16 protein-coding genes are annotated in these 12,410 nt (G+C 63.1%); 8 read left to right on the top strand and 8 right to left on the bottom strand.

The genetic code is table 11. The annotated features are described in order from the left end of the window. The first annotated feature begins 97 nt into the window (after positions 1-97). On the top strand, positions 98-232 hold the full coding sequence (locus LIW51_RS38350) for a hypothetical protein (RefSeq protein WP_255766826.1): 135 nt from the start codon (positions 98-100) through the stop codon (positions 230-232). A gap of 15 nt (positions 233-247) precedes the next feature. On the opposite strand, the gene LIW51_RS00075 is transcribed toward LIW51_RS38350, so the two are convergent. The 3 genes from LIW51_RS00075 to LIW51_RS00065 all read right to left on the bottom strand — a co-directional run bounded on the left by LIW51_RS00075 (position 248) and on the right by LIW51_RS00065 (position 1,954). Beyond that, entirely contained in the window at positions 248-559 is a 312-nt protein-coding gene (locus LIW51_RS00075) for a GNAT family N-acetyltransferase (RefSeq protein WP_227375229.1), read from the bottom strand. Further along, positions 550-858, bottom strand: coding sequence for a hypothetical protein (locus LIW51_RS00070; RefSeq protein WP_227375228.1), 309 nt, complete (start codon positions 856-858; stop codon positions 550-552). The genes LIW51_RS00075 and LIW51_RS00070 overlap by 10 nt, the downstream gene beginning before the upstream one ends. Positions 859-973: 115 nt before the next feature. Continuing rightward, complete coding sequence (locus LIW51_RS00065; RefSeq protein WP_227375227.1) at positions 974-1,954, bottom strand: replication factor C small subunit; 981 nt, start codon at positions 1,952-1,954, stop codon at positions 974-976. A gap of 164 nt (positions 1,955-2,118) precedes the next feature. Here LIW51_RS00065 and LIW51_RS00060 point away from each other — a divergent pair, with 164 nt between their 5' ends. The 4 genes from LIW51_RS00060 to LIW51_RS00045 all read left to right on the top strand — a co-directional run bounded on the left by LIW51_RS00060 (position 2,119) and on the right by LIW51_RS00045 (position 4,060). Continuing rightward, positions 2,119-3,201: a DUF8173 domain-containing protein gene (locus tag LIW51_RS00060; protein ID WP_227375226.1), complete on the top strand. Its 1,083-nt coding sequence runs from the start codon at positions 2,119-2,121 to the stop codon at positions 3,199-3,201. A 63-nt stretch (positions 3,202-3,264) separates the two neighbouring features. Further along, complete coding sequence (gene samp2, locus LIW51_RS00055; RefSeq protein ID WP_227375225.1) at positions 3,265-3,462, top strand: ubiquitin-like small modifier protein SAMP2; 198 nt, start codon at positions 3,265-3,267, stop codon at positions 3,460-3,462. Then, the gene (locus LIW51_RS00050) at positions 3,459-3,842 is read left to right on the top strand and encodes a GNAT family N-acetyltransferase (protein WP_227375224.1); all 384 of its coding nucleotides are present in this window, start codon (positions 3,459-3,461) and stop codon (positions 3,840-3,842) included. Before samp2 ends, LIW51_RS00050 begins: the two co-directional genes overlap by 4 nt. A 26-nt stretch (positions 3,843-3,868) precedes the next feature. Next, entirely contained in the window at positions 3,869-4,060 is a 192-nt protein-coding gene (locus LIW51_RS00045; RefSeq protein ID WP_227375223.1) for a hypothetical protein, read from the top strand. A gap of 24 nt (positions 4,061-4,084) precedes the next feature. Here LIW51_RS00045 and LIW51_RS00040 read toward each other — a convergent pair whose 3' ends face one another. Together LIW51_RS00040 and LIW51_RS00035 are read right to left on the bottom strand one after the other, a co-directional pair. Continuing rightward, the gene (locus tag LIW51_RS00040) at positions 4,085-5,287 is read right to left on the bottom strand and encodes an MFS transporter (RefSeq protein WP_227375222.1); all 1,203 of its coding nucleotides are present in this window, start codon (positions 5,285-5,287) and stop codon (positions 4,085-4,087) included. A gap of 160 nt (positions 5,288-5,447) precedes the next feature. Further along, positions 5,448-6,830: a phosphoglucomutase/phosphomannomutase family protein gene (locus tag LIW51_RS00035; RefSeq protein ID WP_227375221.1), complete on the bottom strand. Its 1,383-nt coding sequence runs from the start codon at positions 6,828-6,830 to the stop codon at positions 5,448-5,450. A gap of 129 nt (positions 6,831-6,959) precedes the next feature. Between LIW51_RS00035 and LIW51_RS00030 the strand changes: the two genes are divergently transcribed. Then, positions 6,960-7,541, top strand: coding sequence for an NADPH-dependent FMN reductase (locus tag LIW51_RS00030; RefSeq protein WP_227375220.1), 582 nt, complete (start codon positions 6,960-6,962; stop codon positions 7,539-7,541). Between the two features lie 10 nt (positions 7,542-7,551). Here the strand turns inward: LIW51_RS00030 and LIW51_RS00025 are convergent, their stop codons facing one another. The 3 genes from LIW51_RS00025 to LIW51_RS00015 all read right to left on the bottom strand — a co-directional run bounded on the left by LIW51_RS00025 (position 7,552) and on the right by LIW51_RS00015 (position 8,862). Then, positions 7,552-7,830: a GIY-YIG nuclease family protein gene (locus tag LIW51_RS00025; RefSeq protein WP_227375219.1), complete on the bottom strand. Its 279-nt coding sequence runs from the start codon at positions 7,828-7,830 to the stop codon at positions 7,552-7,554. Positions 7,831-7,892: 62 nt separating this feature from the next. Further along, entirely contained in the window at positions 7,893-8,042 is a 150-nt protein-coding gene (locus LIW51_RS00020; protein WP_438267374.1) for a DUF7563 family protein, read from the bottom strand. A 238-nt stretch (positions 8,043-8,280) separates the two neighbouring features. Next, on the bottom strand, positions 8,281-8,862 hold the full coding sequence (locus tag LIW51_RS00015) for a DUF1684 domain-containing protein (protein WP_227375218.1): 582 nt from the start codon (positions 8,860-8,862) through the stop codon (positions 8,281-8,283). A gap of 417 nt (positions 8,863-9,279) precedes the next feature. Between LIW51_RS00015 and LIW51_RS00010 the strand changes: the two genes are divergently transcribed. Both LIW51_RS00010 and LIW51_RS00005 read left to right on the top strand, forming a co-directional pair. Next, positions 9,280-9,441, top strand: coding sequence for a hypothetical protein (locus tag LIW51_RS00010; RefSeq protein WP_227375217.1), 162 nt, complete (start codon positions 9,280-9,282; stop codon positions 9,439-9,441). A gap of 175 nt (positions 9,442-9,616) precedes the next feature. After that, positions 9,617-11,950 (top strand): ATP-dependent DNA helicase, encoded by a 2,334-nt coding sequence (locus tag LIW51_RS00005; RefSeq protein ID WP_227375216.1) that lies wholly within the window; start codon positions 9,617-9,619, stop codon positions 11,948-11,950. Positions 11,951-12,410 lie beyond the last annotated feature (460 nt).

Here is a 12,410-nt window from a genome sequence, read left to right as displayed (position 1 = left end):
CGGAGTACCTCCGAACCGAGGAGGGCGATACGGCGAATTGCAGCAGCGTCGGGAACGGTTAGAACCATGCTTCAGTGACTGTCTCGAGGTGTGAAAAATGCGACTGAACTGTTCGTCGGTTCTCGACCGTGCTACGGGAGAGCGTCATTCGACCGTAATCGGTGCGCGATGGCGACACTCACAGGCGACGGCGTTCCCCGACCGTTCCGACCGTACGTACGACATCTCGTGACATCATCCCGACAGGTTACTTCGAGTCGGTCGCAGATTCGTACTCCTCTCGCGTGATGGAGTACCGATGCTGGTCGGTCACGTCGCCGTTCGGTCGCGGTTTGTACTGCCGGAGTAGCCCCTCGTGGCGGCCGCCGAACGCCTCGACGTACGACTCTATCATCCGACGTGAACGCTCGTTTCCGTCCGCCACCGTGGTGTAGTAGGCGTCCAGATCGAATCGCTCGAACGTCAGTTCGACCATCGCGTTCGCTCGCTCCGTACCGTAGCCCGACCCCAGAATCGCTTTGCGAGGACGATGCCCGACCCGGCCCGTCGTTAGTCCCACTCCGGGCCGAATGCGGTGAGTCCGGCGAGTTCGTCCGTGCCGTCCTCGCCGGGTTTCGGGCGGACGGTGTATCTGGCCGTCTCGCGGTCGCGCCACTCCGATTCGGTGTGCTCGACGAACTCGGCCACGTCGGAGAGCGTCCGAAAGCGAAACCACGGCATGTGCTCGGTCACGTCGGTCTGCCACGATTCGGTCGAACAGAGGACGTACAGTTCGAAGATATCGATGGTCTTCGAGGAGATTCGTCCAAGGACGAGGCGGTCGGTCTTGATTCGCTCGGGGAAGAGGGGTTCGGCCATGCGTCCTCCGAGAGGGCGAGTACCCTACAAACCGTTTTGATAGAAGACATGTATACCGCAAGATAAAAGGAGTTTTAAATCGTCATTCCGACCGAGACTCTGTCTCTTTCGGCGGTTATTCTCGGTCGAGCGCCAGCGAAGCTAGCATCGCTTCGAGTTGCACGCGCTCGTTCGCGCCTTCCGTGATGCGGTAGTCAGCTTCCCCGACTCGTTCGAGGATGCGCACGGCCTCCTCGTCGTCCAGGTCGAACTCCCAGACGGAGCGGTGGAGTTGGTCGATGATGTCGCCGCCCGCCATGCCGCGCTCGGTAAGCAGTTCGTCCAGTTTGGAGCGCGCGCGGGTGAAGTCCCCTATCAGCGCGTCCTGCACCATTTCCTTGATATCCTCCGGGCGGGCCGTGCTGGTGATTACGAAGACGCCCTCCTCATCCACCTGCTCGCCCATGACTGCGGCCGCTTGCAGGGCGTTGATGGCCTTTCGCATGTCGCCATCCGCGGCGTAGACGAGGGCGTCGACGCCGCCCTCGGTCGTCTCGATGCCTTCCTCGTCGGCGATGTAACGGATTCGCTCCACGACGGCCTCGTCGGGAATCGGGGCGAACCGGAACACCGCGCACCGCGACTGGATGGGGTCGATGATCTTCGAGGAGTAGTTACACGACATGATGAAGCGCGTCTTGTCGGAGAACTGTTCCATCGTCCGGCGGAGGGCGGCCTGCGCGTCGCTCGTCAGGGAGTCCGCCTCGTCGAGGAAGATTATCTGGAAATCCACCGCGCCGGGGTCGTGGCGGGCGAAGTTCTTTATCTGATCGCGCACCACGTCGATGCCGCGCTCGTCGGAGGCGTTCAGTTCGAGGAAGTGCGACTGCCAGCTATCGCCGTACAGCTCCTTGGCGATGGCGACCGCGCTGGTCGTCTTTCCGATGCCCGCCGGACCGGAAAAGAGCAGGTTCGGCAGGTCATTCTTCTCGATGTAGCTCTTCAGTCGCGCCGTGATGTCCTCGTGACCCGCCACCTCGTCCAAGGTCTGGGGTCGGTACTTCTCGACCCAGATGGTTCCGCGCCCGGGGACGGTTTCCGATTCGGCCTCGCTCATGTCCCAGCAAAGGCACCTGCCGTTCTTAAAGGCCCCGAGACGCCGCTCCCGGTCGGTCTGCCGATTTTTCACGCCCAATTAGTCCGCCGCTTCCTCGTGCACAATCCACGATTCTCGCGGACAACGACTCAATTACTATTCGCCCGGATGCCGACCGTCGGGGCATGCGAACGCGCGCGGTCTTTCTGGTACTCGTCCTGCTCCTCGCCGGGGCGACGGCGACGGCGACGGCACAACAGACGCGAACGGGCGGCACGGTCGTCGTTCAGGAGGGAGAGACGGTGGACGGCAGCCTCACGGCCACCGCCGGAACCGTCGTCGTCCACGGGACGGTGAACGGCGACCTGAGCGCGTTCGCCGGGAACGTCCTCGTCGCGCAGACCGGTACCGTCAGAGGAGACGTGTCGGCGTTCGCCGGAAACGTCCGGATAGGAGGCGACGTTACGGGAGACGTCGAAGCGGGCGGCGGTAATCTCGTCGTCGCCCGAACCGGCACGGTCGGCGGGTCGCTCGAAGGAGCCGCGGGATATACCCTGTTGGCGGGAACCGTAAGGGGAGACGCCGAAGTCACGAGCGAGACGCTGCGAGTCGCTGAGACGACCCGCATCGGCGGCGACCTCGTCTACGACGCCGAAACGTTCGAGCGCGCGCCAGGGGCGAGCATCGGCGGGACGGTTCGGCAGGACGAGACGCTCGCCAACGTCGGGCCGGCACCCGCGTTGCGAGTGCCCAACTGGGTCGGCGCGCTGTACGGCTTCCTCGTGAACCTCCTGTTGGGCGCGGTGCTGCTGGCGGTCTTCCCGACGTTCTCCGGACACGTCGCCGAACGAACGCGCGACGACCCCGTGCTCTCCGCCGGCGTCGGCCTCCTCCTGCTCGTTCTCGTGCCGATTCTGCTGGTCGTCTTCGCCGTGACCATCATCGGGATACCCATCTCGCTGTTGGGGGCGCTGTTGTTCGTCATCCTGCTCTGGACCGCGGCGGTGTACGGGTCATTCGCGGTCGGCATCTGGCTGTTGTCGTTGGTCGACGAGACGAATCGCTGGCTGGCGCTGGCGGTGGGGCTGCTCGTCGTCACGCTCCTCAGTCAGATACCGATCTTCGGTGGTCTCGTCCAGTTCATCGTCCTCCTGCTCGGACTCGGGGCGCTGGCGATGGCGCTCCGGGCGCGCTACCGCGGGCGGCGCACAACGCCGACGTACGCGGAGCGTGCTGGACGGGGAACCGACGAGGAGTCGCCCGCCTGAGCGCGACCTCCTCCGCGACACCGACCCCGACACGCTGAAGGCACGAGACCGGTAAGAGAGGCCATGAACGTGACCGTCGAGGTGGTCGGCGAGGACATCCACGAGTTCGACGTGGAGGGCGCGACCTACGCCGACCTGCTGTCGGAGGTAGGCTTGAGTCCGCACGAGGTGTCGGTGATGGTCGACGGTCGACCCGTGCCGGAAGACCAACCGGTCGAAGCGGAGCACGTGAAGGTGCTGCGGCTGATAAAAGGCGGATGACCGTCCGCCCCGCTCTGCCCGACGACCACCTCACCGTCATGCGGATTCTGGACGCCGCGATGCTCGAAACCGACGCAAGCGAGGTTCGGGGGCGAATCGACGCGGGTGACGTACTGGTCGCAGAAGACGGCGGGCGGATCCTCGGCGCTGCAGTGATGGAGTCCCGCGATTCAGGCGGTTACATCGACTCCATCGCGGTTCGGCGAGCGCGGCGCGGGCAAGGAATCGGAACGGCGTTGGTCGAAGCGGCCCGCGAACGACACGGAACGCTGACCGCGGAGTTCGACCCGAGCGTTCGGGCCTTCTACGAGTCGCTGGAGTTCGACATCGAATCGACGGAGGAGCGGAGATTGTGGGGATTGCTCGAAAGCGAAGACTGATACTCCGCGTTTGCCAACGACGGCGCATGGACGAGACGAAACGCCGCCGTCTCGCGATCATCTGGGTCGCGTTCGCAGGGGTGATGGCGTTCTACGTGCTTCGGGACGGGGTCGACGCGTCGGCGAACGACCTGCTCGGACTGGTCACCGTGGCGCTCGGCGTGGGACTCGCGGCGCTCTACTATCTAAATCCGGGCGACGTGCTGTCGTTCGAATGAGAATTTTTTCGATGGCGGGCGTGTTCAGTCAGCGGTCTGCCGTTCCGTCTTGGCATCGGCAACTGGCGTCTCGACCGCGCAGACGACGACGGAGGCCAGAACGAAGAAGCCGCCGAGGGCAGCCACCGCGACGAGCGGAGCGGTCGCGTCCGCCACGACCCCGGCCAGCGGTTTGAGGGGGAGGCGGACGAGCGCGTACACCATCGACGCCGCGCTCAGGAGCGTGGCGCGGCCGACCGACTCGACGCAGTCGTTGAGATACCCGCTCGTAATCGGGGCCATCACCACTCGGGCGCTCTTCATCGTGAAGAAGAGCGGGAGCGCTGCGAGCGGCGCGAGCAGCGGTACGACGAAGAACGTGGCCACCAGCCCGGGGATGAGTAGCACGGCCCACCGGGTGGACAGCAGTTCCTCTATCGTTCCCGCGTGGTAACTGGCGACCGCGGCGACGACGGTGAATCCGGTGTAGAGCGGCCCCAAGCCCGCCATCGGAAGACCGAGCGTCCAAGTGGCGATCGGCTGGATGAACGTGTCGGCGGCGTTGACGATGCCGTAGAACAGCGCCACGTACAGGACGAACAGGCGAAGCGGTGGCTCGGTCAACCGCTGACGGATCAAGGGGAACGTTTCGACGACGGTCAGTCCGTCCTCTTCGTCGGTGTGCTTCGAACGAGGCATCGAGATGAGGACGGGGATGGAACAGGCGACGAGGAGCCCCCCGGCGAGAAACGGGAGCCACGGACGAACGCCGTACAGTCCACCGGCGGCGAGCATCGTTCCCGCGCTCACCCACTGGTTGACCGAACCGCCGCGTCCGCGGATACGGGTGTACTCGTCCTCGCGGAGACGGGATTCGAGCGCGTCGTAGAGCCACGCGTCGTCGCTTCCGGAGTGGAACACCAGCCCGAGCGCCCAGAGGACGTATAGAACGACGAAACCGGCGAATCCGCGGGCGACGACGAATCCAAGGAGCGAGAGGGAGAGAAGCACGAAACCGACGAGGAGGCCGTTTCGACGCCCGATACGGTCGCCGACGTACCCTGTCGGGAGTTCGCCGAGGACGACGAACGCCGCGGAGATAGTTCCTAAAAGACCGATCTGCGTGTAGGAGAGGCCGCGGTGGAGGAGAAAGACGGTGAATACGGGCCAGAAGAAACCGAACGTCACCGTCGCTTGATAGAGATAGTATTTCAGAACGAGCGGGGGTGGAGAGTCGGGGAGTCGCACATCGAGCGATTGTCGAGTTTCGGGAAGAAAGTTCGCTGAATCGATTTATTATATGATTGATTTCACATAAGATTCGGGTACCTGGCGCATCGGCGCGAGAAGACAGACGACCGTTTGACGGGGCGAGCGAAAATCGGCGCTGATGACGTCGGTTCGGGAACTAAATCAGCGGTTCGACCAGCTCCTCGCCCGCGACGAGCAGGTCGTTGACGCGCTCGTCGCTCTCGGCTTCGGCGTAGACGCGCATCTTGGGTTCGGTTCCGCTCGGTCGGACGAGCAGCCACGACCCGTCCTCGAGCAGGATTTTGAAACCGTCTTTCGTCACCACGTCCTCCACGTCCCTGCCCGCGACTTCCTCGGGAAGTTCGGCTTCGAGGTCGGCGAGGACGCGCTCTTTCTCGTCGTCGGGGCACGCGAGGCTTATCTTGTTCTGATGGATCTCGCCGAACTCGTCCAGCAGGTCGTCCACCCGCTCGTCGAAGGGGCGTTCCGCGGCGACCGCGGCGGCGAGCAAGGCCATCAGAACCCCGTCTTTCTCGCGGACGTGACCGCGTATGGCGAACCCGCCGCTCTCCTCGCCGCCGACGAGGGCGTCGTACTCGGCCATCGCCTGCGCGACCCATTTGAACCCGACGGGGGTCTCGTGAACCTCCTCGCCGTGCGCCTCGGCGATTCGGTCGATGAGGAAGGTGGTCGAGACGGTTCGAACCGCGGGGCCGGAGTCGGCTTCGAGCAGGTAGTCGTACAACGCGGCGAAAAAGAGGTTCTCGTCCAGAAAGCCACGGTCGGGCGTCACGATGGCGATTCGGTCGGCGTCGCCGTCGTTGGCGATGCCGATATCCGCGTCGTTCTCTCGAACCGCCGTGACCAACTCCTGAAGGTGGTCGGCGTCGGGTTCCGGCGGCGTGCCGCCGAACTCGGGATCTCGCTCGCAGTGGAGTCGCTCGACGCTCGCGCCCGTCTCTTCGAGCAGGCGGTCGGTGACACCGCGCCCGCTTCCGTGCATGGCGTCGTAGACGACCGAGAGGTCGGTGAAGTCGCTCTCCACGAGGTCGAATACGTGGTCGGCGTAGGGCGCGACGAAATCCTGTTCGCGGACGACGCCGTGTTCGTCCTCCGGGCGGGGGTCGGGGTCGGCGAGTCGGGATTCGATCTCGTCGGTCACCTCGGGGAGGGCGGGCGCTCCGTCCGTCGGGATGAACTTCACGCCGTTGTACTCCGGCGGGTTGTGCGAGGCAGTTATCATCAGGCCGCCCGCGAGGTCGCGGTCGGCGATGGTCCACGCGAGGACGGGCGTCGGCGTGTCCCGCTCGGGGATGAGCACGTCGAAACCGTTCGCCGCGAGGACGCGACAGAGGTCTTCCGCGAACCCGCGCGACGTTTCGCGGGCGTCGTAGCTCACCGCGACCGTCTCGCCCGCTCGGTCTTCGACCTCGCGGAGGTAGTCGGCGATAGCTTGTCCGACGATCCGCACGCGCGGCGACGTGAATTCGTCCAGCGTTGCCCGCCAGCCGTCGGTTCCGAACGAAATCGGCGTGTCCATACTTCGTCCGTCGTCGTCGTGGTCGAAAAAACCACCGTGTGTATGGAGAACACGGTCGTGACAAAACCGAGATACTGGGGTGATTTCGAGCCGAGTGGATTAAACGTTCTCGGCACTGAGAGACGAACAATGACAGCAGTACCGAGGGTCGTCGCGCTGTGCGGAAGCATGCGCGACGGGAGCCACACGCGAACCGCTTTGACGCATGTACTGGACGCCGCGGAGAAAGCAGGAGCCGAGACGGAGTTGCTCGACGTGCGCGACTACGACCTTCCGGTGTTCGACCCGGACGAAGACGAACCGGAGGACGCGGTGGAGATAAAACGGAAGATTCGGGGGGCCGATTCGGTCATTCTCGGTAGTCCCGTCTACCACGGATCGTACAGTTCGGCGTTCCGGAACGTCCACGACTACTGTGGCTTCGACGAGTTCGAAGATACCACGGTCGGCCTACTCGTGGTCGCCGGCGGCGGTTCCTACGCCAGCACGCTCGACCACATGCGAATCACCGTTCGCGGCGTCCACGGCTGGGTGCTCCCGCATCAGGTCGGCATCCGGCGGGCGTACGACCAGTTCGAAGACGGCGAGTTCGTCGACGAGGACCTGGAAGAGCGCACCCGAAAACTCGGACGACAGGCGGTAGAATACGCCTTCATCACGCCCGACGTGACCTCGACCGAGGCGGCGGACGAGGCGGCGGCGGACGACTGATAGCCGTCGCTCACCGATTCTTCTGTGGGATATTTTCCACCGGACATTCTTCCACCAGTCGCTCCTTTTCGGCGCGGCCGAGTTGTTTTATCTCGTACTCGCGGGACATGGCCGCGGACTTCGACTCGAATCGTTCGGTGTGGACGAGTTCGATAGGCGTCCTCCCACGGATGTATTTCGCACCGTCGCCGGCGACGTGTTCCGCGACGCGGCGAGCTACGTCGGTCGTGTATCCGGTGTAAAAAGTGCCGTCACTGCATTCGACGACGTAGACCCAGTGGGTGGTCACACCTAACAGGCTTCGCGTGGTTCGTCTTGTTCCTGTCGATTCCGCCCTTTCGCCTCGTCGGGCTATGCTTTTTGCGCGCGCTGTCGCGCTACCTCGGCGATTCCGGCGTTCGCCGAGCAAGCGGGGCAAGCGCGGATGTGACCGTGTTCGTCAGCGAAGACGCGCGCGAATCGTTCGGAGACGTGCGCGCTACAGTGGTCGCAGTTTGGCATGCTTTCAGCCGACAACGGCGTCGTCGGCATCCAGTTCTTGGTGGCGAGCACCTAAAAATCCTTTCCAAAGTCTCACCCAAATTCCCGAATATCAAAGAATTGTTTTCGTAACCCCGAAACAACTGTTCGGAAGGAACCGTTCGGTGGCGAATCGAAAACTCGGGTTTCGATTCCGAAAACTCGGTCGCAACCCCTGCTTTTCCGGTGGAGATGGACATCGCCACCGCGTCGGACGGTCTCAGTGGCCGTCCCACGCCCGCTCGCCGGCCCGAATCGCCACGTTCAGCCAGTTCTCCTCGGGCGGAAGAGGGCACGAGAACGTCTCGCTGTAGGCGCAGAACGGCGAATAGGCGAGATTGAAATCCAGCGTGACCTCGTCGCCATCGTTCAGTGCTCCGTCGGGATGGAGGTCGAGATACCGCCCGTCCTCGTAGCTCTGCTGACCCGTTGTCTTATCGCGGAAGGGAACGAACAGGGATTCTTGGCCCTCCTGCTGGTACGCCGAGAGCGAGCAGTTCTCGCCACCGACCTCGAAGTGGAACGTCGTCGTCCGGAGATACCGCTGCGGCGGCCCGGCGGTCGTTTCGAGTTCGAGCGGTTCCGGCTCGTCGTGCGTCTCGACCGTGGCGGTCACGCGATACTCCGAATCCGGCTCGAAGTACGAGATGCCGTCGAACTCGTCGCGCCTGTCGGGCGGAATCGGCGACTGCGGATGGTCGCCGAGGAACTCGTCTTTCTCGTCGCGCAAGGACAGCAGTTCGTCGCGCCAATCGTCGTCCGAGAGTTCGGTCGGATTCGTAGGCTCGTCCGCATCGGTCATGACGGGATGTAGAAGTTCGCGGCGGGTAAACACTGCGTCGTCGAGACGTTCGCTTCGAGAGACGCGGTATTGCGGCGGAGTCGTCTGCGAAAGTTCTCGAACTCTTCGGTTGAGCTGACCGAATTCCCGTGGTGACGCAGTCCTCGAAAGCCTCCGGGCGGGAGCGAAGCGTTCGGCCCCTTTCAGTCCATTCCAGACAGCACCGCAACCGCCCACACGCCTCCCCAACCGACTCCTTCGCTCACTCCGTTCGTTTAGTCGTCCCCGCACGGGATCTGGCGGTGGCGGTTGGTCGGCCAGCCGCCGAGCGTATACACCTCTCAATCACTGGAAGCGTGCTAACCCGTCCTTGCCGCTCCGGGTGGACTTTCGGGGATACTATTGAACGCTTTTTTCTGCCATCTCGATCGTGTTTGCATGGACGAAACGAACGTTCAACTCTTTGGAATCGCTGTAATCCTGGCTGGAGGCTTCGTTATGGTCGCTTCGACCCAGGGGCGCTATCCGGACGATTCCCTCGAATACTGGGCGGTTCTTCTCAGTCACGGAATTAGTTTTGTCGCTCTCCTCCGGGGATGATCCTCACAGAATTGGGCATCGGATAGCACCTGAAAAGAGGCCTCTCACGCACTTACCGAAATTTTTGAAATATCTCCGCACCCCCACCATGTTCACTCTGTGCTGAGGTTTAAATACCAAGACGGAACCAATCCAGTTCAACAGCCCTAAGCACGAGGCTGACTGAGCAATGATGATGGCGGATTGGCGGACGATATTCGGACACGACGAACCCTACGACGAGCAGATAGATGGCATCGAGACGGCCATCGAGACCGCCCGCGACGATGGCTTCTCGGTCATCGAGGGGGCCTGCGGGACTGGCAAGACGATGCTGGCGCTGACGGCCGGTCTCCACCTCGTGCGCGACCCCGACAGCCGGTACGAGCGAGTGTTCGTCCTCACGAGCGTCAAACAACAGCTCCGCCAGTTCGAGACCGACCTGCGAACGATCAACGCGAACCTCCCCGACGACTGGAACCCCGTCTCCGCGCTCACGCTCGTCGGGAAGGCCGACGTCTGTCCCTACAACCGCGAGAACGCGGGGGGAATCGACGACGGCAACGTCTACGAGCGCTGCGAGGGCCTGCGCGAGCGTACCCGCGACCTGACCGGCGAAGGTGGCTCCACGACCGCCCAGAACCTCGCCTCCCAGGCCAGAAGCCAGCAGACCGGACTGGCCGACTCGGGCAGTCAGAGGAGCGCCGCGACGTATCTCGAAACCGCGGGCGAACCAACCCCGTACTCGCCGGAGATGCCGGAGTACAGCGACGTGGAGTACTGCCCGTTCTACGCCCAGTTCTTGGACGACCTGCCGGAGGACGGTGACCCCGTCGAGGCCGTTCCGTTCAATTTCGAGGGCATGGGTCTCATCGAACCCGACGACCTCGTTGCCCATTCGGTGCAGTGGGGCACCTGCCCGCACTCGATGATGGGCGCGCTACTCGGCCACGTCGAAGTGGTCGTCGGAAACTACTACCACGCCTTTGACCCGGTGACGACCGCGGGGTTCACGGGCGCACTCGTGGACGACTCCACCTTCCTCGTCTGTGACGAGGCGCACATGCTCGAACCGCGCGTCCGCGATCTCGTAAGCCAGTCGGTCGGCGACGCGACGCTCCGGGACGCCGAATCCGAACTCACGCGCGTCATCCAACCGGTGAAGTTCGACGACCGGGATTCGAAACACACCACCGCCGACGCCGCTCTCATCCGCGCCGAACTCGAAGACGCGAACGTCACCCTCCGCGAACTGGAGGAGACCCGCGACTTCGTCCGCGACCTCCGCGAGGAACTCGACCGACGAGTCACCGCGCACCTCGAACGCGAACATCGGGGCTGGAAGGCGAACCTCACTGACCTCCCGGACGCCGAGATTCCACTCCGAGACCCGACCGTCCCACAACCCGACGAGATATCGAAATGGGCCGAGAACGCGGGGTACGACGGCGGCACGTGGGCGCGCGCGGAGGCGGTCGGAGCGGTCGTCGCTCGCATCCTCAACGAAGCCGACGAAAAAGATAGGGAGCGCGCTTCCCTCCCGGCGGGCCACGTCATCGGCGAGTGGTATCGCAACGATCACGAGACGTACTTCCGCGAGATCGTTCTCGAACGGACATGGAACGACCGCGAACCCGACGATTCGTGGCGACGGGCCTACAACGCGAAACTCGCCATGCAGAACTGCGTCCCGAGCGACGCCATCGGCGAACAACTCGGGGAGTTCGGCGGCGGCATCCTGATGAGTGCGACGCTCGAACCCCTCGAAATTTTCGAAAAAGTGTCGGGTCTGATTCACATCGAAAACGACGGGAGGCCCGTCGTCGAACGTACGTACGGCCTGAATTTCCCCGAGCCGAACCGCGAGAGCTTCGCGGTGGACGCTCCGAAGTTCACCTACGACAACAGGGGTGCGCCGGGCGAGGAGACGCCCGAACGACAGGTGTACGCCGACGCTATCCGCGACGTGGCCCGATCGCCCGGCAACGTCCTCGTCGGGATGCCGAACTACGCGGAAGCGAAGTGGACCGCGGAACACCTCCGCGAGGTGGTAGACAAGCGAGTGCTGCTGGACGAGAGCAGCGCGGACGACACCACGGAGGAACTGAAAGACGAGTTCTTCGACGGCGAGGCGAAGGTGCTGGTCACGAGCCTCCGGGGAACGCTCACCGAGGGCGTCGATTACCGAGGCGACCGACTCCGCGCCGCCGTCGTCTGCGGAGTCCCCATCATCAACACCGCGAGCCCCCGAACCCGTGCGGTGCGAACCGCCTACGAACGAAAGTTCGGCGACGGTTTCACGTATGCGCTCACAGTCCCGGCGGTCAGAAAGGCACGGCAGGCGCTCGGACGCGTCATCCGCGGTTCCGACGAGCGGGGCGTCCGCGTGCTCGTCGATAGCCGCTACGCCCGCGATTCGTGGGACAGCGTCAGGGAGTTTTTCCCCGAGACGGAGCGTGAGGAGTTCCAACCGGTCAGCCCGGACATGCTCTCGCTCGGGTTGGAACGATTTTGGGGAAATGTTGATTGAGTCATCCTCTTCGACGTAGTATTCGGGTTTACACACGTATCGTGCGCTAACCTCTTTTCGAATGCGCTGCTTCTAATAGATTCTCCCCGGTGTTAATATATAGTCAGAAGATAACAATATCCACGTCGTCGAAGACGGTTACATAGAAAAAGACGAAGGAGGACTTGCAAATGCCGTGATGTGGAAGCAAGGTGTGTTCGTCAGGGAGAATAATCCCAACTACACTGCCGTGTTCGACTCGAGCGACGAACGTGTTCGTGGGATGTATCGGTTCCGGATAATCTCCTGGAAGGAACCTTCGGAGCTGCAACGACCGCACTATCGTTGAGTGCTGTCGAGGCTAGCTCCCTCTCCTATGTTTTGGGTACGGCAACGCTTGCGTCAAAAATGGGTGATATTCTTCTCGAGGATTCGGTGAACAACTTCACCCACGACTGGCAGAAAATCGATTCTGGTGGAT

It is taken from the genome of Haladaptatus halobius, assembly GCF_020618475.1.
In the GTDB taxonomy this organism is placed as follows: domain Archaea; phylum Halobacteriota; class Halobacteria; order Halobacteriales; family Haladaptataceae; genus Haladaptatus; species Haladaptatus halobius.
The sequence above is the reverse complement of the archived record's forward strand: the minus strand, read 5'-3'. Positions and strand labels throughout refer to the sequence as shown.

What these genes read in the sequence shown, in the direction of transcription:
- LIW51_RS00060 (WP_227375226.1), top strand. Translation starts at nt 2,119, where the DNA reads ATGCGAACGCGCGCGGTCTTTCTGGTACTCGTCCTGCTCCTCGCCGGG.
- LIW51_RS00065 (WP_227375227.1), bottom strand. Translation starts at nt 1,954, where the DNA reads ATGAGCGAGGCCGAATCGGAAACCGTCCCCGGGCGCGGAACCATCTGG.
- LIW51_RS00070 (WP_227375228.1), bottom strand. Translation starts at nt 858, where the DNA reads ATGGCCGAACCCCTCTTCCCCGAGCGAATCAAGACCGACCGCCTCGTC.
- LIW51_RS00050 (WP_227375224.1), top strand. Translation starts at nt 3,459, where the DNA reads ATGACCGTCCGCCCCGCTCTGCCCGACGACCACCTCACCGTCATGCGG.
- LIW51_RS00005 (WP_227375216.1), top strand. Translation starts at nt 9,617, where the DNA reads ATGGCGGATTGGCGGACGATATTCGGACACGACGAACCCTACGACGAG.
- LIW51_RS00045 (WP_227375223.1), top strand. Translation starts at nt 3,869, where the DNA reads ATGGACGAGACGAAACGCCGCCGTCTCGCGATCATCTGGGTCGCGTTC.
- LIW51_RS00030 (WP_227375220.1), top strand. Translation starts at nt 6,960, where the DNA reads ATGACAGCAGTACCGAGGGTCGTCGCGCTGTGCGGAAGCATGCGCGAC.
- LIW51_RS00015 (WP_227375218.1), bottom strand. Translation starts at nt 8,862, where the DNA reads ATGACCGATGCGGACGAGCCTACGAATCCGACCGAACTCTCGGACGAC.
- LIW51_RS38350 (WP_255766826.1), top strand. Translation starts at nt 98, where the DNA reads ATGCGACTGAACTGTTCGTCGGTTCTCGACCGTGCTACGGGAGAGCGT.
- LIW51_RS00035 (WP_227375221.1), bottom strand. Translation starts at nt 6,830, where the DNA reads ATGGACACGCCGATTTCGTTCGGAACCGACGGCTGGCGGGCAACGCTG.
- LIW51_RS00010 (WP_227375217.1), top strand. Translation starts at nt 9,280, where the DNA reads ATGGACGAAACGAACGTTCAACTCTTTGGAATCGCTGTAATCCTGGCT.
- LIW51_RS00020 (WP_438267374.1), bottom strand. Translation starts at nt 8,042, where the DNA reads ATGCCAAACTGCGACCACTGTAGCGCGCACGTCTCCGAACGATTCGCG.
- samp2 (WP_227375225.1), top strand. Translation starts at nt 3,265, where the DNA reads ATGAACGTGACCGTCGAGGTGGTCGGCGAGGACATCCACGAGTTCGAC.